Below are 20,874 nucleotides of genomic sequence, written 5' to 3' on the forward strand. Positions count from 1 at the left end.
GCACGGGCGCCGAAGCAATCCGGCTGCAACCCATGGGCTGCAAGCTGGGCGCCAGCAACCGACCGTTAACCTTAATGATGTGTAATCGAGCTTGTCGTTGGTGTCGTAACGAAAGCTTGGTCCTGTGAACGTAGCCAGTCAGTCAACGGTCTTTGGCAGGCGCAATGAGCCCCACACGGTCATTATCGCCCGGGGCAACGAGATCAGGCATTTCACCATACGGCCATGGCTTGCCGCATTTTGCGGCTCGGCGCTGGCGGCGATGGCGATAGGCTATCTGCTGGCGACCTCCTATCTCGTGCTGCGCGACGACCTGATCGGCGCGACCACGGCACGGCAGGCGCGCATGCAGCAGGCCTATGAGGACCGCATCTCCGCACTGCGCGCCCAGGTCGACCGGATCACCAGCCGTCAGCTGCTCGACCAGCACCTCATGGAAACCAAAGTTGGCGAGTTGCTGGAACGACAGACCCAGCTCAGCCTGCGCCATGGCCGCCTCGGCCCACTCCTCGAACGCGCCGAGAGCGACGTCGGAACGCCGCCTGCCGCAGGCCCGGCTGCGTCCGCCATGCCGGATAAACGCGCCGAGGTGACCGACGCCCAGCCGCCGGCCTATGCGGTTGCCAGCGTCGGCGCCAACCTTGGCGCTGGCGACACCAGGCCGTTCTCGCTGTGGTCGACCCGCTCCGATCCGCTGCCGAGTGACACGGCGGCCGATCGTGCCGACAGGCTGTTCGTGTCGATCAACGCCGCGCTCAAGGCCATAGAGAGCCAGCAGCTCACCCGCATCGCCACGCTTGCCGACAACGCCTACAAAAACGCCGATGCGATTTCTCAGGCGCTCGAGGCGGCGGGCCTGCCGGTCGACGGCGATTTCGGCAAGAGCGATGCCGGCGGTCCGCTGATACCACTCGACAGTTCGATGACGTTCGACAGCAAGGTAAGGGAACTCGACGAGGCGCTGGACGCGCTCGACCGGCTGAAGACGGAGGCGCGACGGCTGCCGCTCGCCAACCCCGCGCCCGGCCGCTCGGTCACCAGCCCGTTCGGCGTGCGCCCCGATCCGCTCCTCGGCACCGCCGCGCTGCATTCGGGGATGGATTTCAGGGCGCCGACCGGAATGCCTGCCAAGGTCACGGCGCCCGGCGTCGTCGTCAAGGCCGGCTGGAACGGCGGCTACGGCCGCATGGTCGAGGTCGACCATGGCAATGGCTTTGCGACGCGCTATGGGCATCTCAGCAAAATCGACGTGACCGTCGGCAAGAGGCTCAATGCCGGCGACGCCATCGGCAAGACCGGCAGCAGCGGCCGCTCGACCGGCCCACATCTGCATTACGAGATCCGCCACCATGGCGAGGCCATCGACCCGCTGCGCTTCCTGAGGGTCGGCAAGAAGGTCGCGCGGTATCTTTAGTGGCTGCAGGGGTGCATCTGGCACGTCGTAGGCTTTTCGAACGTCGGTGCAGGACCTTTTCGATGCTGGCGGGACAGCGCCCCCCTCTGTCCTGCCGGACATCTCCCCCATTTGGGGGGAGATTGGCAGCTTCGGCGACAGTGCCCTTTCTTGAACGTTGAAAATTGGCGAAGGCCGAGGGGACGGCCAATCTCCCCCCTTGTGGGGGAGATGTCCGGCAGGACAGAGGGGGGCGCGAAGGAACGCCGAAATTCTTTTTGAATTCCATTTGACTGAATAAATATTCGGTGCCACCCTCTAGTCTCCCAGGGATGCAAGACATGGCACTGCGGGGGACCAATCAGGAGTTTGGGCGGCCTTACAACAGGCGTATCGTCCTTGAGTCCATCCGCCTTCACGGTCCGATCGCCCGCGGCGACATTGCCAAGCGGGTCGGGCTCACCGTTCAAACGGTCTCGACCATCGTTCGCGAGCTGGAAGAACACGGCTACGTTCTGTCGATGCGCGAAGAGCCGCGAGGGCGCGGGCTGCCTCCGGCGACCCTGCGGATCAACCCGGAGGGCGGCTATGCCGTCGGCATCCACGTCACTCCGCTGGGTATCAATGCCGCGCTGATCAATTTGAGCGGGGACGTGATCGAGAGCGCCTACCGCGAGGCCCCCAACGCAACGCCCGACCATGCCTTCGATCTGATCGGCGCGATGGTGCTTGAATTGACCGGACTGCGGCCGGGCGGTCGCGTTCTCGGCATCGGCATGGCGCTGCCCGGCCCTTTCGGCGTGGAGTCGATGAGCTTTGTCGGCCCGACGACGATGACCGGCTGGAAGGACGTGGCGCTTCGGGAACGGCTGGAGGCCTCGACCGGGCTGCCCGCGTTTTTCGAGACCGACATGGCGGCCGCGGCAATGGGCGAGCGCCTCTATGGCCTCGGGATCGGGTATTCCGAATACTACTATCTTTATTTCGGTGTCGGTCTTGGCGGCGTCATGGTCCATGACGGAAGCGCGCTACGCGGCGCCTGGGGAAATGCCGGCGAAATCGGGCACATCCCTGTCGTGCCGGGCGGCGAGCCGTGCCCCTGCGGCAATCGCGGCTGCCTCGAACGATACCTCTCGCTCGAGGCGCTGCAGCGCCGGAACATCAGCGACGCCGATTGGGTTGACGAAGTCGGGCCGATCTTCCGCAACGCCATCACCATCGTCGAGAACCTGTTCGATCCCGAAACCATCATCCTCGGCGGACTGGCGTCCACCGATCTGCTTGAACGGCTGGCCGGTTCGGCTGCCAGGCTTGCCAACTCGATCTCGGCGCGAAGCGACCGCACGGCGCCGCGTCTCACCGTCGCACGCGGCGGCCAGCATGCGGTGCTGCGCGGGGCCGCCGCACTTGCCGTCTCAGGCGTGCTTTCGCCGCGCTTCGGCCAGATATTCACCGCCGAGCGCGAACGCGGGCGAGATATACTGCAAGGCAAGGGGATCGCGGCATGGGCGGAGCTCAGCCTGGCATGAGCCAACCCCTGCTGGTGCTCGACGATGTCACCAAGAATTTTGGCGCGATCGAAGCGCTCAAGGGCATCAGCTTCTCGATCGGCAAAGGCGAGGTGGTGGCGCTTCTGGGCGACAATGGCGCCGGGAAATCGACGCTGGTCAAGATCATCGCCGGCGGCCTGGAGCCGACCTCCGGCCGCATGCTGTTCGAGGGCAAGGAATTCCTCGCCAAATCTCCCGCCGAGGCCAAGGCGGCTGGGATCGAGACCGTCTACCAGGACCTCTCGCTTTGCACCAATGTCGACGTGGTGGCCAATTTCTTCATGGGCCGCGAGATCACCAGGAAATTCCTTGGCGTTCCCGTGCTCGACGAACCGGCCATGGAGCAGGTGGTCGAAAAGGCCTTGGCCAGCGCCGGCACCCGCATCCCTTCGCTCAGAACCAATGTCGAGCATCTCTCGGGCGGCCAGCGGCAGGCCATCGAACTCAATCGATTCGTGCATTTTGGCGGCAAGCTCGTGCTTCTCGACGAGCCGTTCGCAGCACTCGGTGTCGAGCAGACGCGGCGCGGCCTCGACATGATCCGCCAGGTGGCGAGGCAAGGCATCGGCGTCGTCATCATCACCCATATCATGCAGCAGGCCTTCCAGGTCGCCGACCGGATCGTGGTGATCCGGCAAGGCGTCGTGGCCGGCGATGTCGCGCGCAACAAGACAAGTCCCGACGCGGTGATCGACATGATCACCGGAGAGACGCTCGCCGGTGCCGGACCGGCAGGCTGAGGGACAAAATGAGGGGTCCGGCGCAAGAGGAGCGAACGACATGAAGAAAATACTTCTTTCCGTCTTCGGTATCCTGGCACTGGCCTTTGCCACGCTCACGCCGGCATTCGCCCAGTCCAAGGGCACCGTCTACTACCTGGTGCCGACATTGCTCGACGAATTCCAGACCGGCTCGGTGAGCGCTCTGGAGATGTTCCTGAAGCAGGTCGGCTACGAGATGAAGACGCTGAACGCCGACAACAAGACCGACGCTCAGCAATCGCAGATGAACGACGTCATTGCGCTCAAGCCGTCGGCGATCATTCTTGCCGCCGTCGATTTCAATGCGTTGAAGCCGTCGATCGAGGCCGCCCGCGCCGCCGGCATCCCGGTTGTCGAGTTCGATCGCCAGATCACCTCGACGCCATCCGATTTCACCTCGGTGGCGGGAACGGTCGAGATCGGCCAGATTGCCGCCGATCAGGCCGAAAAGCTTTTGAAGGCGAAGCATGGATCGGTGAAAGGCAAGATCCTCCAGGTGCTTGGCGATCCTGGCGACCCCTACACGCTCGACATCCAGAAGGGTTTCGAGGAGAAGATGAAGGCGTTCCCGGACGTCAAGATCATCTCGGTTCCGGCCATGCAATGGGCGGCGGATGCAGCCGGAACCATCGTCAACGACCAGATGCTCGCCAACCCGGATATCGACCTGATCTTCAGCCACGCCGCCCATCTCTCGGTCGCCGCCGTCGCCTCGCTCGAGGCCGCTGGCAAAAAGCCGGGCGACGTCATGCTGATGAGCTCGAACGGTGCGCCGGTCGGCCTCGACCTGATCCGCAAGGGCTGGCTCAACGTCGAAGTCGAGCAGCCGCTCTACGCTCAGGCCGCCGCCGTCGCCATGTTCATGGACAAGGTCGTCAACAAGCAGGAGATCAAGCCGGGCGAGTACGATGTGCTCGGCCTGAAGTCGGCCGTGACGATTGAAGCCTGGGGACCGAACATCAAGATCCCCGGCGCTGCGATCACTAAGGAAAACGTCGACAACCCGGCCTTCTGGGGCAACATGAAGCCGCCCTCGGGCACCGTGAAGCCGGTCGAATAGCAAAGTCGCCCAAGGCTTCGGGCCGCGCTGGCCCGGAGCCCTGGGCGTTCGAACGGACGCGCAGAGCAAGCTGCAGCAATTTTTCCAATCCGCGCGTGATCCTTTCCGGGAATCGATGCGCCAGCCGGATCAGCACATGTCACCCCGCACGCGCCACGCCCTCGAATTCGTCCTCGACAACCTCGTCTGGTTCATGCTGGTCTTCGTGCTGGTGGTCTTCTCCATCTCCATTCCGAACTATTTCCAGCTCGGCATCTTCGCCAACATCATCGAGGCGTCGAGCGTGCTTGGCGTCATGTCGATCGGCCTGGCGCTGGTCATCATCACCGGTCACATGGACCTGTCGGTCGAATCCGTGGCGGCGCTCAGTGCAATGGCGGTCGGCATCCTGTTCTGCTCGGCGGGTATCGGCCTTGGCGTTCAGTTGCACCCGGAATGGCTGATGGTTCCGGTTTCGCTGCTGATTGGGCTTGTCGTCGGCGGCATCATCGGCGCCATCAACGGCTACCTGGTCGTCAAGGTGAAGATGAGTGCCTTCATCATCACACTGGCGTCCTACATCTGGGTGCGCGGCCTCGTGCTGGTCATTTCCGGCGGCCGCTCGGCACAGGACCTCGCGCCGGCAATCCGCTGGTTCGGCATTCAGCGCCTGCTTGGCCTGCCGCTCACCGCCTGGATCGCGATTGCGTGTTTCGTGGTGTTCTCGCTGATCATGGCCAAGACCCCCTTCGGCAGGCACCTGATCATGATCGGCGGCAACGAGACAGCAACCTTCCGCGCCGGCATCCGCGTCAACCGCAACCTCGTCATCGCCTTCGTTCTCGCCGGCGCCATCGCCGGCCTTGCCGGCTGGCTGCTGGCGATCCGCACCTCCGGCGCCACCGCCAATCTCGGCGTCGGCCTGCTGTTCAACGCCTTCGCCGCCGTCGTCATCGGCGGCGTCAGCCTCAAGGGTGGCGTCGGCACCCTGCCCGGCGTCTATGCCGGCGTGCTGTTGCTGTCGGCCATCAACACGGCGATCAACCTCATGGGCCTGCCGGCCAACTTCACCCAGGTGATCCACGGCCTGCTGGTGCTTGCCGCCGTGCTGCTCGACGCGTTCAAGCAAACCATCCGCCAAAGACTGGCATGAGAGGGGGGCTGGCATGACCGGGCGTCCACAGATCGGAAGACTTTCGGACAAGGTCGCGCTGATCGTCGGCGGCGCCCGCGGCATCGGCAAGGGCATCGCACAGCGCTTTGCCGAAGAAGGCGCCAAGCTGGTGCTGGCGGATACCGAGGTCGAGGCCGGGCAAGCGGCCGCGGACGAAGTCGGCGCTGCCTTCATCCGCACCGACATCTCGCAGATGGCCGATGCCGAGGCCGCCGTAGCACTGGCGCTCGACCATCACGGCCGTCTCGACATCATGGTCCAGAATGCCGGCATCTATCCCTGGCAATTGCTGGAAAACACCAGCCCGGAGGATTGGGACCGTGTCATGGCGGTCAATTTGCGCGGCAGCTTCAATGCCGCCCGGGCCGCGCTCGTTCCGATGAAGGCGCAGCACTTTGGCCGCATGCTGTTCACTTCCTCGATCACCGGCCCGCACGTCACCAGCCCCGGTCACGGCCACTATTCGGCGACCAAGGCCGGCATCAACGGCCTGATCCGTTCGGCCGCTCTCGAATTCTCGGGCTACGGCATCACCGTCAACGGCGTCGAGCCCGGCAACATCCTCACCGAAGCCATCCAGCTGCATCGCGGCGCCGCCTATATCAAGAACATGGAGGACTCCATCCCGCTCGGCCGCCTCGGCAGCCCGCGCGACGTGGCCAATGCCTTCCTGTTCCTGGCTTCGGACGACGCCAGCTACATTACCGGCACGACCATCATCGTCGATGGCGGGCAGTTGCTGCCCGAAGGCAAGGATTTCCGGCTGCTTCCGCCATGATCCGCGCCCGATCAACTCGATTCGCCGCCCAATACTTCAACATCGGTTTACCCGAAGCTGGTAACAGCAGCTACGCTGGTTTTCATGATCAAGCAAAGGGCCTGCCTTGCCGCTGCGTTACAGCTCTCCTTTCGACCACCAACGGAGCGAGTGCAATTGTAGATTGCATAGCTGCGGGCAGTTGCCGTTCGCCGCGATGGCCAATGGGGAGCCGGGCCTTGCTATTGTCTGGAAACGCGGGGACTCTGGTGCCGGGAGCCGGGCTTGAGCGTCATTCGCGCCCTGGAAGGTGCCGATCTTCCGGCAGTCGCAGGCATGTTCCAACGCGTGCTGCGCAAGGAGCGGACCGAAGCACCGGCCGCGCTCATCGACTATATGAGACGGTTTTATCTGGAGGCGCCGGGTTGCGGAGGCGATCTGCGGTCGCTTGTCCATGTCAACGACGCCGGCCGCGTCTCCGGGTTCGTCGGCGTTCACGTGTTGCCGATGCAGTTCAACGGCAGGCAATTACGCGCCGCCATCTGCAGTTCGCTCATGGTCGAGGATCATGAACGCGACCCGATGGCCGGCGCCCGCTTGTTGAAGGCTTATCTGGATGGTCCGCAGGATATCTCGTTCAGCGAGACCGCCAACGACATTTCCACAAAATTGTGGACCCGGCTGCGCGGCGTTGTCCTGCCGCAATACAGTCTCGACTGGGTGCGCGTGATGCGGCCGGCGAGCTTTGTGCTCGGCCTTTCCGCCAGTCGCATGAACCTTGCCCGAATGCTCAGTCCGTTTGCCAATACCCTCGACCGGTTTTATTGCAGGCGAATGAAGTCCAGCGAACGACGCTGGTCCGGCGTGGCGGCAGACGGGGCAGGCCATGGAGCCTTTCGGACATCGCAAATCGACGGCGACGCATTTGCCAGGCTCGTCGAACCGTTGACCGCCCAGTTCGCCCTGCGCCCGAACTGGGCGGCAGGCCAGATCCATCATATGCTGACCGATGCGGCACAAAAACCGGAGCTGGGCGAGCTTGTCTATGTTTCCGTGGCATCGCCGGTCGGCACCAATGTCGGCGCATTCGCCTATCACGCACGGGCGGGCGGAATCGGTCGCGTGCTGCAGATCCTCGCCCTCCCCGGCCAGGCGGGTGCGGTGATCGACTGCCTGATCGATGATGCCGCCGTACGCGGCGTCAGCGGCCTGCGCGGCCGCATTCAACCTGCACTTCTGGAAGCAATGCTGGGGCGCCGCATCGCTTTCCTGACCGTTGCCTCGACCGTGGTGCATTCACGCGATCCAGAGCTTTTGAACGCCATGAAGAACTCGCAAGCTTTCCTGAACGGGCTTGCGGGCGAGCAGTGGAGCCGGCTGGGCCGCTTCACCTGAAGCGCTTCGCGTGACCTGGATCGAGAGCCAGCTCAGGCACTGATTTCCTCGACCTCATCAACGAGTTGCGGGCGCAGGTGCAGGTAGCGCGTTGCCTTGCGTTTGGCGGCGATGTCGGCCCAGACGCGTTCCACCTGCGAGGCGTCCAGTCCTGCCGCCTGCCCCACCACTTCGGCCGCCACGCCGTTGTTGAGGCCGCAAAGGCAAAGATCCATGCGGTCATAGGGAAGCGAGAAGTAGAACTCCTCCTGCGTCTGCGCCAGCGAGTAGGTATCGGTGGTCGGCGGCCGGCTGCGGATTTCCTCGGGAACGCCGAGATAGGCGGCCAGCGCATAGACCTGCGTCTTGTAGAGGTGGGCGATCGGTTTGACGTCCGCCGCGCCGTCACCGTTCTTGACGAAGAAGCCCTGATCGTATTCCAGCCGGTTGGGCGTTCCAAGAACGCCGAAGTTCAGCCGGTCGGCATGAAAATATTCGATCTGTTTTCGCGTGCGCTGCTTCATGTTGGTGGCGGCGACGATGCCGAGATAGACTTGGAGCGGCATTCTTAGTTTGGTCTGCTTGCCCCCGGGGTCCTGGACCACCAGCGACGAAATATTGTAGCCCCCATGCTCGAGGGCATTCGCAATCACGATCTTCGAGGCCCAGCCTTCGCCGTAGTCCGGGACCAATTCGCGGATGAAGGCGTCGCGACGCTGATAGCAGCCCATGGCGCGCAGGGTCGGCCCGATATCCTCCACAATGGCCTCGACACCGAACGTGCCGGCGACAAGGCGGCCGAGCCGCAGACTTTCCGGATCGGAATCGTTTTCCGGCATGAACAGGCAGAGGACATTCTGAGGCCCGACGGCTCGCGCGGCCAAGGCGACCGAAACGCTGGAATCGATCCCGCCGGAAAGACCGAGCACGAGGCCGCGCTTGCGAATGCCGCGCAACTGCCGGCGCAAGGCAGTCACGATCCTGTCCGTTTCGGTGCCGGGGTCGATCGCCAGGGCCTGCGCCAGAAAGGTCTGCGCGTCCTGGGTCGGGCGAACACTCATTGCGCGGCCTCCATCATCTCTGCCGCAAGCCGACGGCTGACCTTGCCCGTATCCGTCTTCGGCAATTCCAAAGGGAATTCGATGATTTTGGGCACCATGAAATCCTCGAGGTGACGGGCGCAGTGGCGCATAACATCCTTTTCGCTGAGCTTCGGGTCCGAGCGTATGACGAGCGCGCCGATCGCATGCCCGAGCAGCGGATCCGGCACGCCGACGACAACGGCTTCGGCGATGCCGGGATGGGCGTGAAGCACGGCTTCCACTTCCTTCGGCGCCACCTTCTCTCCCCGCGTCTTTATGATGTCGTCCTTGCGGCCGACGAAATAGAGAAAGCCGTCCTCATCGGTCCTGAACAGGTCACCGGTGTAGAGGACCTTCTCCCAAGGGTTCGGGCCCGGTCGCAGCGCTCGTTCCGTCGCAGCTTCGTTTCGCCAATAACCCTGCATGACGTGCGGTCCACGAATGACCAGCTCACCCGCCACACCTGGCGGCACGCTCTGCCCGTTGTCGTCGACGACAAAGGCTTCGGTGTTCGGAATGGCTATGCCGACCGAACCCGGCCGGCGGTCGAGCTCCTCGGGCGGCAGATAGGTGCAGCGCTTGCATTCCGTCTGGCCATACATCGAATACAGCCTGACACCGGGAAAAAGGCAGCGCAGACGTTCGATATGGGCCGGCGGCAAGGCCGCCGCCGTGTTGGAAATATAGCTGACGCTGGGCAGGAAGCCCGGTTCCAGGTCACGCATCTGCAGGATCATCGCTGCCATCGTCGGCACCAGCGGAAGACCGGTGACGCCCTCCTCGCGGATACGTTCGAAGATCGCTTGAGGAAAGGCGAAGGATTTTTCGAGCACGAGCGTGGCGCCGAGCCTGACGGCCATCAGCAATTGATAGAGGCCATAGTCGAAGGCAAGAGGAAGGACATTCAGAATGATGTCGTCGGACGTGTTGCGCAGATAGGTAGTGATGGAGTCCGCCGCCGCGTCGCAATTGCGGTGCGTCATCATCACGCCCTTGGGCCGGCCGGTTGAGCCCGACGTGTAGATCAGCATCGCAAGATCGACGTCGATGCCGCGGTGGTCGATCTCCCCGGCTTCGAGCGTCAAACAGTCGGTCAGGGATGCAGCCCCCACCGGGCTTTGGCCATCAGCGCCGACGGTCGAAGCCACGAAGATGCCGGTGTTGCCGCCGCAGGCCTCGGCGACCACGGGCATCAGTTTTGCCTGGGTAAGGATTGCCGAAGCGTCGCAATCGGCAAGGATGTAGGCAAGCTTATCGGCCTTGGTGGATGGGTTGACCGGGATGAAGGTCGCCCCTGCCTTGAGCACGGCGTAAATCGAAACCGCGATCTCCCAGCAATTGTCCATGAAAACGACGACCCGGTCGTTGCGCCTGACGCCGTTCAGGAAAAGGGCAGCGGCCAGGCGGCTCGAGAGATCGTCCAGTTCTTCGTAGCTCAGCCTTTTATGCCCGGTGATCAATGCCGTCTTGGCAGGTTGGGCAGCGGCATTCGCGGCCAGAAAATGTTCGATCCGCACGGATGCTCCTCGCCGATCGCGCCTAGACTGCCGGCGCTTTCGCCTTGACGAAGGACGAAATACGGTCAATCGAATCCAGATTGGCCGGCACGATGTCGGAATCGACCATCGCTATGCCGAAGGTATCCTCGATGAACGCCACGAGTTCGACCACGGCGGTCGAGTCGATGATGTCGTTGTCGATCAGCGAGGCTGTATCTGCAAGTTCGTAAGACGTGTCGCCGAACAAGAAATTGTCGACGATAAAGGCTCTGACCTTGTCCTTGATTGTTATCATCATCTTTTCCCTTCCCTGGATTCCTCAAGCTGCTCTTGCTGCACTGGCTTCTTGGCCGGTGAAATTCTTCTGCCACAGCTGCGTCGACAGGATGCCGACGAAGGCAGCGTTGTCGCGGAATCCCGACGCTGGCTGCGTGCGGCATTTCTCATGAAGGCTGGCCACCGCCTTGGCGTTGAACAGTCCGCCGGCAGCGATGTTCGCTTCACTTAAGCAATCACGCACATAGTCCAGTTCCCCGGCTCCAACGAAGGAGCGGGCTTCCGGCGCCCGGTAGGGCTGCTTGGCACGCTCCCGGATCGCGCCGGGAAGCAGATGCCCCGCCGCTTTGCGCAATATGTGCTTTTCGACCAGTCCCTTCAGCTTCATTTCAGGCGGAAGTCTTGCGGCAAATTCCACCAGGCGATGGTCGAGATAGGGAAACCGTCCTTCGATCCCATGCGCCATGGCCATCCGATCGCCTTGGCTGGACAGGATATAGCCCGGCAGCAGGAAGCGGCTTTCGAGATATTGCGCCTGATGCAGCGGGTGCCATAGCGAAAAAGCCTGGGGCAACCGGCTGACCAGTTCCTCGGCCGCATCATAGCCCTTCAACGTCGCGCGCAGGTCACCGGAAAAGAAAATCTTCGCCGCCGCCGTGGTCTTGAAGCGCGGCCGATGCGAGAACAGCGGATCGTCGAGCGCAGCGTTGCCGGCGCCGAAGAACGCCGCCAAATACTCCACGGACTGCTGCTGCAGACCCGGCAGATAGGGATAAAGCCTGCGGAACAGCTGTGGCCTGAAGCGCGATGCCGGCTGCCGTGCGCAGAACCGACGCACACGCGCTTCCCTGAAGATATCGTAGCCGGCAAAAACCTCGTCGGCGCCCTCGCCGGTCAGCACCGCTTTCAGGCCAGCCTCGCGAACGAGGCCGGACAACTGGTAGAGCGGGGCTGGGGCGGTGCGGATGATCGGCCGCTCGGCAAAGCGGATGACTTCGGGGAAGACGCCGGCGATATCGCCGGCCTGGCAGGCAATGGTTCGGTGCCGGGAGCCAATTGCTGACGCCATCTCGATCTGGAAAGCGCTTTCGTCGTGCTCGGCGCTGTCGAACGTCACCGAAAATGTCTGCAGCTGGAGAGGGGTCATGCCGGCGGCAAGCGCCGAGACCAGGGATGAATCGAGCCCGCCCGAAAGATAAGAACCGACCGGCACGTCGGCGCGCATGCGAAGCCTCACCGCATCGCTCAACAGCGCCTGCAGTTCCTCGGCCGCATCGTCCTCGTTGGTGAGCTTCGACGGCGCGTCCCGATGCGGATAATCGAGGTGCCAATAGCGTTTGACCGTGACTTGCCCCGGTGTCGCGATCATCACGCTCGCCGGCTCCAGCTCGTGGATGTTGCGGAAAGCCGTGCGGGGAGCGATCGGCGCCCACAGCGTAAATATCTGGTCGAGTGCGATCGGATCGATTTCGGCCGAGACGCCGGGGACCTTCAGCAGCGCCTTGATCTCCGACGCGAAGTACAGCACGCCGTCCTTGTTCGTGTAGAACAGCGGCCGGACCCCCATCCGGTCTCGTGCAAGCACCATGCGCCGACGCCTGTTATCCCATATCGCGAAGGCAAAATCGCCGTTCAGGAGCGACAGGCAGTCTTCGCCCATCTCGTCATACAGCTGCAGGATGACCTCGGTGTCGCTCGACGTACGGAAGCGCCGGCCCTTGGCGATCAGCCCTTCGCGCAGTTCCAGGTAGTTGAAAATCTCGCCGTTGAACGCAATCGTCAAATTGCCTGAGACGTCGGACATCGGCTGCTGGCCATCGCCGATGCCGATCACCGACAGCCGCGCATGGCCGAGCCCGGCATCGGCTGCTATAAATTTCCCTTGCTCATCCGGCCCGCGATGGGCGATCGCAGCGATCATCCGCGCAAGCAAAGCTTCCGCATCCCGGATCGAACCGAAATAGCCCCCGAATCCGCACATTGCTATGACTCATATATCGGTGAAATACGGAACATAAGCTCGATAGTTTCCTCAAGCGTTAACCGGATAATTTCGGCTTGCAGGTGGTTAATGACGAGTTATACAGCCATGCACGTCTTAAGATTTCTATCTTGCTGGAGACAGAAGTAGGTTTTAAAGCCAAGTGCAACTCTTGTTCGAGTTGCAGCGACGCGGTCGCATTTGCGGACTACGGCCGGTTCAGTGGTTCCGTCACAGATCGCTTGTTCGTTTGATGGATCTGTAACCCCGAGTCGCCCGCTCCAACCCGACAAACTTTGCGGAATTAACAGAGCCTAGCCGCCCGGAAGTAACCCTGCGCGAAAATCCCGCAACACCATCGTCACGCAAATCGCCGACATTCGAGATTGGCTCCCCCTTCTCCCCTTGTGGGAGAAGGTGGCCGAGCGAAGCTCGGTCGGATGAGGGGTGCTCCAACTTGGCACCGACAGTACTCCGGCCAACACCCCTCAACCGTCTCGGCGCTGCGCGCCGATCCACCTTCTCCCACAAGGGGAGAAGGCAAGATTGCGCTGCCGCCACGGTTGCAAACTCTCACGGACATACGCGATGATGGTGTCGCAGACGGCATTAATAAGTGGATATACCAGAGGGTGACAACGAGTTCCACATTTCCAAGTGTGTCTGAAAGGAAACAGTCTCGTCGGTGCATACTTGTTTTAAGATCGTAATCTGCCTTGCTTATATCGAAGATACTCATCCTTAACGGCAACCCAGAATAGACGGGTTGTTAACTGGCGCCTGCTATACCAAGGTTGCCCAGAAATGTCGTCTTCAAGCAAACTCGGAAAGGCTCTGCTTGTGAGGACACTGGCCAAGGCGTGTCGAAAGCCCGGTTCGGTAGGGTCAAACGGCGGTGGACAGCGGTTCTCCGGGGCCAGAACAACGTCCTGCGGCTTACCGTCCACACCCCAACTAAATCCTCCTTCAACACCGATGTCGCTCGTCCTCAGAAACCTGGGGCTCCGCTTGCTTGACGCCCGCTGGCCAGCATCTGCCACTCCAAAACCCATCGGTTCCTAAGCACGGGTCTGTCATCTTTGTGGAGGACCCAGACTCCTTCTTCAACTCGACGATGTGCTACAGGACCTACCGCGCCTGTGGCACTTTCAACGGCTCGCTCGTTTACAATCCAGTCCTCATCGCCGCGAATGAATGTGACGATGGGCAAACTGGGAGCCTCGGTGTCGAACTCGGCGAAGCTAGTGACAGACGGCTTGAAAGAACCGACGCGCAAATTCCACCGTCGCTCGGCCTCTTTCCACTGAGGCTCGGTAATCGGCTTTGAGTGTTCATCCCATAGCATATCAAACCAAGTTCTGATCTCGGCTGTTCTTTCGATCAGAACGCCCGCTTCGATCCACCCCTCCTGCTCCGATCCTTCCAGAGCGAGACCGTTTATTGACGCATTAGCTGATGCAACGACGGCGTGTTTTCGCCCGATGTAGACCTTTGCATGCAGTGTGTCGCATTGCTTAATTTCGGCTCGCACCTTGCGAAGGGCGTACGGGTTTGTGCCGCCCATCCCCAAATTGGCGACGACTTTACTGTCAGGTCCAGTCACCCAGTCTTCGCTACCCCGCCCCCAGAAGGCGACGGCGGACTTTGATCCCGATTCAGCCAGAATCGACCTGATTACGCGAGTTAGGTCAACACCCAACAAGAATTTGGTCAAATCACACCTCCGATAAATCACTGGGGTTGTCGCTCTGTGGGACCGCCCTGAGAGTCGAAGACAAGCGCGTCGATCTGGATTCGTAATATTTCCGCAGCCAGTTATCCCTCTGGATATATCTGAGACCGAGTGCGGATACCATCGCGATACCCCAACAGGGTGAATCCAAGGAGCAACAGCGCCAGGCTCATATCGCGGTTTTCTATAAGGAGTGGTGGGCGATGACGGGCTCGAACCGCCGACACCTTCGGTGCAAACAATGCTCCCGCCCTTGCAGACCAGCATAAGAGCCGGCTTTACAACGTTACAGACGGGGCCGTGGCGGCAGTCGGGACTGCGGGCTACGCCAGCAATGGCGCTGGCATTACCGTTACAGGCATACGTGCGTGTCCCGTCGTGGCTGGAAAGGCTTATAGGGTGGAACACCGTTGCACCAGCACCTGAGGAACGGATGGTTTGGGTGCGGCGGCAGGCTATTCCGAGATTGAAATTTATACCCGCGTCGAATTTTGGCGAAGAGACTGACTGTAGGTCTCCTAGACAAGCTATTCCCGCCTCATCAGCATACAAAAGCCGGCAGATGTGCTGTTCGTCTCATTCCAATATTTCTTACGGTCCCAAACCGCAAGGATACTGGATGGCGAAAAGTCGTGCCTGATCTCTTTCATGCCCTCAAAAAGAAAGCGCATCCCGGAAGGGGTGGCCCGCCAATGGTCGCCAAAATACGGGCCTTCATGAACAGGGTAGAACCAGGGCATAGCGATGAAAAGGTGGCCGCCCGGCCGAATGAGGCCGGTTATGTTCGGAGCGGCAACCCACGGCCTGTCGATGTGTTCGATGACCGAGTTCGCGATTACCAAATCGTAGGTTCCGGCATCTGCCGGAAGATTCATTAAGTCCCCGTGGATATGGCGGGGGTCATCATGCGGGGCCAAGTCCAAGGTTCTGAAATCCGCGCCGGGGAAATAGTCTTCGTAAACTCGGCCTCCTTGTCTATGTGGTTTGGCTTCGCGCCGAGATTGAGAACCGTTTTTGCCCCCAGCGGTGAGCAAAAGTCCTTCAGGCACCGATAACGTGCTTGCGCAAGACTGTCGTCCGGCCACGTCCGAAAATCCAAATCCGATTAAGCATTTGGCTTCGATAGCACTCAACAATGTGAGGGCGCAAGCCAGCGTTGTTCCTAGAATTCGGATTGGCGCATCGGGCTGTCTAACCTTCGTCAACTCCGGACTGCTCAAGCGCCAAAATCAGATTCTTGGCTTTGCCGAGGACGGGGGCTGCGTGGTTCAGACGGCGGCACCGATTCATTATTTCCTTCCATGGCTTGCCTTCATAGCGCTCGGTATTGCGGTCACGGTAACGCGCAGTTCCATCGCCGCCGCAATAGCAACGCTGGTTCCTGCGTACATTTTCTATAAGCTTTTCGAGCTTCACGGCGTGCTTGCAGGAGTGAAACGGAAGTTCGCTTCACTCGGTGTCAGCGACAATACGGCAAAGGTTTACTGACATGCGCCGCTGGAAACTCTCGGCGGCTGCCGTTCTCTTTTCCATGTCGGCAGGCCTTGCGACCATCCACGCTGCCGGCTGCGCCCCCTATGTCGGCGAGTACAGCATGGAGTGCCCGCAAGCCCAGTGCTGGCTTGAGATCGAGAAGGGGAAAGGGAAGACCTACAACGTCCGCTTCATTGCCGCCGACCGCGTGGATGCCTCCAAAGTCCTCTGTCGGGCGGATATCCCGATGGAAAGGGGACCTTTGAGTTTCACCGCGACGGAACAGTATGAGGACGGTCTGTCCGGCTCTTACGGCGACGACCGGTGCGGCAAATTCGATATGCTCGGCGAGTACACCGCCATCGGCGATTGAGGCCTATTCGAACAACCACCAAAAGACGAGTCCCCACGAGCCGGCCGTCGCGGCCCCGGCAACGAAATGTCGCCAGCGCGCCCATTGCCATTGGAGGTATTCCGTACGCGTCAGGGAGGCCCGCCACCTGTGGTAAGCCTCTTTTTCAGCTTCTCCGTATGCCCTGTCTGCCCGCCAGCCCATGCCCCAGTTACCTGTAGCGTCCCGGATGCAAGATCACGGTTAGCGGATTGCCAGTCAAGTACGCTGGACCATCGCCACCATTTCAAGGCTTATATCGGTGGCGGTTTCGGTGGCGGTTGCCGAGGTCACCGGGAACTGGAAGCTGGTATTTATGTGAATTTCCTTAAGAAATTTGGTGGGCGATGACGGGCTCGAACCGCCGACATCTTCGGTGTAAACGAAGCGCTCTACCAACTGAGCTAATCGCCCGCTCCGGCGCGGACCTTTAAGCAGTTAGGACCGGGTTCGCAAGGCCAAATGAGCGCGCAACGCCCTCGCCACTGGTCGTTTTCGGCGGCAAAATCCGGCTTGTCAAAAAACCTTCTCCTGTTTGCTGTTATGCTGTCGCGCTCCGCTTGACACCCGGTGGCTTACGCCTTATCCACCGCCCCAACGACGAACACGGCTGACCGTGCTCGTCTTGCGCGGGTGTAGCTCAGTTGGTTAGAGTGCCGGCCTGTCACGCCGGAGGTCGCGGGTTCGAGCCCCGTCACTCGCGCCATTTTCAATCACTTAGCTGATTGGAAATGTAAAAAACTCTGAATGCCGGACCGGCAATTCAGATATTCGGGTCGACCTTGGCGCCCGATAAATTTCAGCGCTTGGCCTGATTTTCAGAAACCTGTTCGATCTGGCTCATCNTCGGGTCGACCTTGGCGCCCGATAAATTTCAGCGCTTGGCCTGATTTTCAGAAACCTGTTCGATCTGGCTCATCACCGCTTGCGGATCGACGCTCTGAGCTAGCTGAGGCGGTTTCATCATCTGCCGGCGTTGGTACCTTCAAACGCTCCGTCAGGGCGGTTTCGATCAGTCGCGTGGTCTCATGCTCGTTGAGCAGGCCGATCGGCAGATCCAGCTCGGCGCGGTGCTCGCTCAACGCTCTGCGAGCTGATGCTTGGCACGTTCGCGACCAAGCTCGGGCGCGGTTTCCGTGCAGAATTCCGGCCCCCGTGCTTCGGTGATCGGGTCGCCTATTTTTGCCGCGGGTCTTCCAGGCCGATGCCGATCTGACGGAAACGGCCCGCCCGACGTTCGACGACGGCTTCGGCGAGCGCGCGGGCGGCGTTGCGGACCTCTTCCTGGATTGTCTCGTCGGCATCGAGTTCCTCATGGCTTGTGGCGTACGGCTTCCAGTAACCGATGTAGCGGTCGAGCTCGGCGCTCGGGCCGGCCGGCGACAACTTCATGAAGCGTAGCCAGTCAGCGAGGGAATGCCGCACATTCTCCGCACCTTCGACATCCCCGTGCACAATCACAGAAAACAGCCTGCCTGCCAGATGACGCGGATAGTCCCACCCGGCCAGCTCTACCTCCTTTGCCTTTGCCGCATCCTTGCCTTGTGTCAGCGAGGGGTCTGGATTGCCACCGTCAGCGCAGACAAGCCTGTCCATCATCAGTTTGACAGGCGAAGAAACCTGATACCAATTCACCGGCGAGATGATCATGATGCCATGGGCGGCGACCCACATCGGGTAGATTTCGTTCATCCAGTCCTGAACTTGCCCGAGCGAATGGTTCGGATAGCAGGAACAGGGCCAATGGCAGAGCGGAGCGGCCGTCGAAAAGCACGCCTTGCACGGATGGATGTTCCTCCCGTATTCGGAAGCAAGCCGCGACAGATCGAGAATTTCGACCGCAAGTTTCGTTTCCTTGTCGATGGTCTCATGGGCGATTTCGGCGAGCCGGAAACTCTTCGACATCTCGCCGGGACAGGTATGCTCGCTGCGCGACGACCCGTTGATGATCAACAGACGCGGCGGCGCCGTCAGATCCTCGTACCGACGCTGCGCCTGCAGCACCGCTTCGTGCGCCGCAATCCAATCGACGGACAGATCGTAGTCGGGGTCGCTGAACGCAGGTCCGGCTTTCCTGGTGATCGGGCTCTTGCGGGAATCCGCATAAGCCTGCCAGGCGATCGAAGCGATTTGCTCAATCGACCGGGCGAGCGGTTCGAACGCCGGGTCGACGAATTGCTGCTTGTACCTCGCCTTGAAGGCTTTCTCACTCAGCCTGGGACTAGCCATGCCCTTGCGAGGCGCCGGGGCTTTCCCGGCAAACTTGCCCACGAGACCAGCCATTTCCGAAATTCCTTTCCCGAATCTCGTCCAGGAACGCACAAGATTTTGCAGTGGTTTTATTCACCCGTTCCGTCGGCGCCTCCGTGGAAGAAGGATCGAATTTCCTCCCTGTCGATGCTGTCATCGGCGTCCTCGTCGACGGCGCTGAATATCCGCTCGACAAAGTCCTGAACCTCGGTTTGAGAAAGCGCACCATCGCCGTCGGCGTCGACTATGGCGAACATCATTCGCATCCGCGCGCCATGCATCATCCCGCGTCCCATATGGCGCCCGTCAGGCCTTCGGAAATCGCGATGCCAACGGTCGCCACCTCGCCGTTCTGCTCGCGGGCGGCGATGCTCCTGCATTCTCTCCTCCAGCATCTCAGTCATCATCTCACGCATCGTTTGGCGCATGGAGTCTTCGGTTGGCCCGCCTGGCGACGGCTGTGAACCTTGATCCTGCGCAGGTGCGGCGGGCGCAGGCGAGCTCGTCTGGGATAGCGCCGGCGAGGCCAGCATGGCCAAGGCTGCGGCAATTGCTGTGGTCTTGCTTGCTGATGTCATCGTGTTCTCCTTGGAGAATGGGTGGACCGAACGTGTCGTCATCCAAGCGAAACCCGCTGCTCCCCCGCATGGTTCCTGACGAGTTGGTTGATGATCGCTGCATGTTGGTCCCGGCCCAGAATAAGACCGCTCTGTAGCGATCCTTCGCGCCCCCCTCTGTCCTGCCGGACATCTCCCCCACGAGGGGGGAGATCGGCCGTCATCAATGATTTTGCCAACCACCAATCTTGCAAAAAGGGCGCTGCCCGCGAAGCTGCCAATCTCCCCCTTGTGGGGGAGATGTCCGGCAAGACAGAGGGGGGCGCCTCGCTCCGCGATCAAAGGTATCACCGTGCCGAGCTACTAATACAAAAGCTTCAACTCCCAGTTTCCTGGGAGTTTCGACTTTTTGTATCCGGTGCGTCACAAGCCGGCCATATGCGTTTGAGCATTGAATTTTCCCAGGCCCGGTTCCCATTTTCGGGTCCGATGCTCTAACGGAGAACAAGCCTTGGATGCCCTGAAATCGCTCATCGAATCGCGCCGCTTCGACCTCGCGATCATGGTCCTGATCCTGATCAACGCCGTCACGCTCGGCCTCGAAACCTCGCCCGATGCGATTGCTGCCTTTGGCCCGCTTCTGACGGCCATCGACCGCGCGATCCTCGGCGTCTTCGTGCTCGAACTCGCGATCCGGCTGGTCGTCTACAGGACGCGTTTCTTCCGCGATCCATGGCGCATCTTCGACCTCTTGGTGGTCGGTTTTGCGCTGATCCCCACGACCGGGTCGCTCTCGGTACTGCGGGCGCTGCGCATCCTGCGCGTGCTGCGCCTGATCAGCATCGTTCCTTCGCTGCGCCGTGTCGTCACCGGCTTCATCACAGCCTTGCCCGGCATGGGCTCGATCATGCTGTTGCTCGGGCTGGTGTTTTACGTCTTTGCGGTGATGGCGACGAAGCTCTACGGCTCGTCCTTTCCCGAACTGTTCGGCGGCATACCAGAATCGCTGTTCACGCTTTTCCAGGTCATGACCCTCGAGGGCTGGTCGGACGGCGTGGTGCGCCCGGTCATGGAGGTCTATCCGGCGGCCTGGCTGTTCTTCATCCCATTCATCATCGCGACCTCGTTCACCGTGCTCAATCTATTCATCGGCGTGATCGTTTCGGCGATGGAGGCCGAGCATGAAGCCGTGGAATCGGCCGACAGGGCGACGCTGCACAGCGACCAGGCCATGATCCTGGCGGAGTTGCAGGCGCTGCGGGTGGAGGTCCGCGAATTGACCGGCGTTCGCGGCTAGAGCGCCGCCGCCAGCATTGCAAAAGATTCCTGTCCGTTCGGCGGCTTGTGATGAGCCGTGAAAGAGCCCGCCGCTTCATTTGCGAAGCGGCGGGTCCCCCAATACCCCCTCGATTGCCAGGTCAAGATTGCCCCCGGCTTCGCTGACCATGCAATTGCGGCGCCAGACCCAGTGACCCATTACGGGACACCTATGCCAAAGACGCAAGACGGGTTTGGCGATTCATATTCACTGTGGCTAATATGCCACCGTGGTCGGAACGGACTGATGTCACGACGGTGCAGAACC

General features: G+C 61.1%; 19 protein-coding genes and 2 tRNA genes. 11 read left to right on the plus strand and 10 right to left on the minus strand.

Annotated elements, in window-relative coordinates:
• The first annotated feature begins 124 nt into the window (after positions 1 to 124).
• From X738_RS53405 to X738_RS53435, 7 genes are all read left to right on the plus strand, one after another.
• Positions 125 to 1,414, plus strand: a complete 1,290-nt coding sequence (locus tag X738_RS53405; RefSeq protein ID WP_023798313.1) for a M23 family metallopeptidase — start codon at positions 125 to 127, stop codon at positions 1,412 to 1,414.
• Between the two features lie 320 nt (positions 1,415 to 1,734).
• Positions 1,735 to 2,922, plus strand: a complete 1,188-nt coding sequence (locus X738_RS53410) for an ROK family transcriptional regulator (protein ID WP_023798314.1) — start codon at positions 1,735 to 1,737, stop codon at positions 2,920 to 2,922.
• The gene (locus X738_RS53415) at positions 2,919 to 3,683 is read left to right on the plus strand and encodes an ATP-binding cassette domain-containing protein (protein ID WP_023798315.1); all 765 of its coding nucleotides are present in this window, start codon (positions 2,919 to 2,921) and stop codon (positions 3,681 to 3,683) included. Before X738_RS53410 ends, X738_RS53415 begins: the two co-directional genes overlap by 4 nt.
• Positions 3,684 to 3,723: 40 nt before the next feature.
• Positions 3,724 to 4,764 (plus strand): sugar ABC transporter substrate-binding protein, encoded by a 1,041-nt coding sequence (locus X738_RS53420; protein ID WP_023798316.1) that lies wholly within the window; start codon positions 3,724 to 3,726, stop codon positions 4,762 to 4,764.
• A 136-nt stretch (positions 4,765 to 4,900) separates the two neighbouring features.
• Positions 4,901 to 5,896, plus strand: coding sequence for an ABC transporter permease (locus X738_RS53425; RefSeq protein WP_031254616.1), 996 nt, complete (start codon positions 4,901 to 4,903; stop codon positions 5,894 to 5,896).
• A gap of 13 nt (positions 5,897 to 5,909) precedes the next feature.
• Entirely contained in the window at positions 5,910 to 6,695 is a 786-nt protein-coding gene (locus X738_RS53430) for an SDR family oxidoreductase (protein ID WP_031254617.1), read from the plus strand.
• A gap of 264 nt (positions 6,696 to 6,959) precedes the next feature.
• A complete protein-coding gene (locus X738_RS53435; RefSeq protein ID WP_023798319.1) occupies positions 6,960 to 8,069 on the plus strand; it encodes a hypothetical protein in 1,110 nt (369 codons plus the stop codon).
• Between the two features lie 32 nt (positions 8,070 to 8,101).
• Here the strand turns inward: X738_RS53435 and nadE are convergent, their stop codons facing one another.
• From nadE to X738_RS80770, 6 genes are all read right to left on the minus strand, one after another.
• Positions 8,102 to 9,109, minus strand: a complete 1,008-nt coding sequence (nadE, locus tag X738_RS53440) for an NAD(+) synthase (RefSeq protein ID WP_023798320.1) — start codon at positions 9,107 to 9,109, stop codon at positions 8,102 to 8,104.
• The gene (locus tag X738_RS53445; RefSeq protein ID WP_023798321.1) at positions 9,106 to 10,647 is read right to left on the minus strand and encodes a class I adenylate-forming enzyme family protein; all 1,542 of its coding nucleotides are present in this window, start codon (positions 10,645 to 10,647) and stop codon (positions 9,106 to 9,108) included. The genes nadE and X738_RS53445 overlap by 4 nt, the downstream gene beginning before the upstream one ends.
• A gap of 22 nt (positions 10,648 to 10,669) precedes the next feature.
• A complete protein-coding gene (locus tag X738_RS53450) occupies positions 10,670 to 10,927 on the minus strand; it encodes an acyl carrier protein (protein WP_023798322.1) in 258 nt (85 codons plus the stop codon).
• Positions 10,928 to 10,948: 21 nt separating this feature from the next.
• Positions 10,949 to 12,886, minus strand: a complete 1,938-nt coding sequence (asnB, locus tag X738_RS53455; protein WP_023798323.1) for an asparagine synthase (glutamine-hydrolyzing) — start codon at positions 12,884 to 12,886, stop codon at positions 10,949 to 10,951.
• Positions 12,887 to 13,874: 988 nt separating this feature from the next.
• Entirely contained in the window at positions 13,875 to 14,600 is a 726-nt protein-coding gene (locus tag X738_RS80765) for a phospholipase D family protein (protein ID WP_023798324.1), read from the minus strand.
• A gap of 545 nt (positions 14,601 to 15,145) precedes the next feature.
• Positions 15,146 to 15,703, minus strand: a complete 558-nt coding sequence (locus X738_RS80770) for a class I SAM-dependent methyltransferase (RefSeq protein WP_306454939.1) — start codon at positions 15,701 to 15,703, stop codon at positions 15,146 to 15,148.
• On the opposite strand from X738_RS80770, the gene X738_RS84650 reads away from it, so the two are divergent.
• Positions 15,675 to 16,106: a hypothetical protein gene (locus X738_RS84650; RefSeq protein WP_156942569.1), complete on the plus strand. Its 432-nt coding sequence runs from the start codon at positions 15,675 to 15,677 to the stop codon at positions 16,104 to 16,106. The genes X738_RS80770 and X738_RS84650 overlap by 29 nt on opposite strands.
• Position 16,107: 1 nt before the next feature.
• Positions 16,108 to 16,464, plus strand: coding sequence for a hypothetical protein (locus X738_RS53470; RefSeq protein ID WP_023798328.1), 357 nt, complete (start codon positions 16,108 to 16,110; stop codon positions 16,462 to 16,464).
• Between the two features lie 356 nt (positions 16,465 to 16,820).
• On the opposite strand, the gene X738_RS53475 is transcribed toward X738_RS53470, so the two are convergent.
• Positions 16,821 to 16,896: transfer RNA gene (locus tag X738_RS53475), tRNA-Val, on the minus strand.
• 215 nt (positions 16,897 to 17,111) lie between these two features.
• On the opposite strand from X738_RS53475, the gene X738_RS53480 reads away from it, so the two are divergent.
• Positions 17,112 to 17,188, plus strand: a tRNA-Asp gene (locus X738_RS53480).
• Positions 17,189 to 17,375: 187 nt separating this feature from the next.
• Here the strand turns inward: X738_RS53480 and X738_RS82420 are convergent.
• From X738_RS82420 to X738_RS82425, 3 genes are all read right to left on the minus strand, one after another.
• On the minus strand, positions 17,376 to 17,564 hold the full coding sequence (locus tag X738_RS82420; protein WP_198032791.1) for a hypothetical protein: 189 nt from the start codon (positions 17,562 to 17,564) through the stop codon (positions 17,376 to 17,378).
• Positions 17,565 to 17,658: 94 nt separating this feature from the next.
• On the minus strand, positions 17,659 to 18,765 hold the full coding sequence (locus X738_RS53485) for a flavodoxin family protein (RefSeq protein WP_036269506.1): 1,107 nt from the start codon (positions 18,763 to 18,765) through the stop codon (positions 17,659 to 17,661).
• 56 nt (positions 18,766 to 18,821) lie between these two features.
• On the minus strand, positions 18,822 to 19,265 hold the full coding sequence (locus tag X738_RS82425) for an EF-hand domain-containing protein (RefSeq protein WP_245277623.1): 444 nt from the start codon (positions 19,263 to 19,265) through the stop codon (positions 18,822 to 18,824).
• A 535-nt stretch (positions 19,266 to 19,800) separates the two neighbouring features.
• Between X738_RS82425 and X738_RS53495 the strand changes: the two genes are divergently transcribed.
• Positions 19,801 to 20,586, plus strand: coding sequence for an ion transporter (locus X738_RS53495; protein WP_023798331.1), 786 nt, complete (start codon positions 19,801 to 19,803; stop codon positions 20,584 to 20,586).
• The last annotated feature ends 288 nt before the right edge of the window (positions 20,587 to 20,874 follow it).

It is taken from the genome of Mesorhizobium sp. L48C026A00, from assembly GCF_000502375.1.
GTDB lineage: Bacteria > Pseudomonadota > Alphaproteobacteria > Rhizobiales > Rhizobiaceae > Mesorhizobium > Mesorhizobium muleiense.

Bases quoted from the DNA above. Each gene is read 5' to 3' on its own strand.
- asnB (WP_023798323.1), bottom strand. From the start codon at position 12,886: ATGTGCGGATTCGGGGGCTATTTCGGTTCGATCCGGGATGCGGAAGCT.
- X738_RS53450 (WP_023798322.1), bottom strand. From the start codon at position 10,927: ATGATGATAACAATCAAGGACAAGGTCAGAGCCTTTATCGTCGACAAT.
- X738_RS53470 (WP_023798328.1), top strand. From the start codon at position 16,108: ATGCGCCGCTGGAAACTCTCGGCGGCTGCCGTTCTCTTTTCCATGTCG.
- X738_RS53430 (WP_031254617.1), top strand. From the start codon at position 5,910: ATGACCGGGCGTCCACAGATCGGAAGACTTTCGGACAAGGTCGCGCTG.
- X738_RS53415 (WP_023798315.1), top strand. From the start codon at position 2,919: ATGAGCCAACCCCTGCTGGTGCTCGACGATGTCACCAAGAATTTTGGC.
- nadE (WP_023798320.1), bottom strand. From the start codon at position 9,109: ATGAGTGTTCGCCCGACCCAGGACGCGCAGACCTTTCTGGCGCAGGCC.
- X738_RS53410 (WP_023798314.1), top strand. From the start codon at position 1,735: ATGGCACTGCGGGGGACCAATCAGGAGTTTGGGCGGCCTTACAACAGG.
- X738_RS53425 (WP_031254616.1), top strand. From the start codon at position 4,901: ATGTCACCCCGCACGCGCCACGCCCTCGAATTCGTCCTCGACAACCTC.
- X738_RS53420 (WP_023798316.1), top strand. From the start codon at position 3,724: ATGAAGAAAATACTTCTTTCCGTCTTCGGTATCCTGGCACTGGCCTTT.
- X738_RS53485 (WP_036269506.1), bottom strand. From the start codon at position 18,765: ATGGCTGGTCTCGTGGGCAAGTTTGCCGGGAAAGCCCCGGCGCCTCGC.
- X738_RS82425 (WP_245277623.1), bottom strand. From the start codon at position 19,265: ATGCTGGCCTCGCCGGCGCTATCCCAGACGAGCTCGCCTGCGCCCGCC.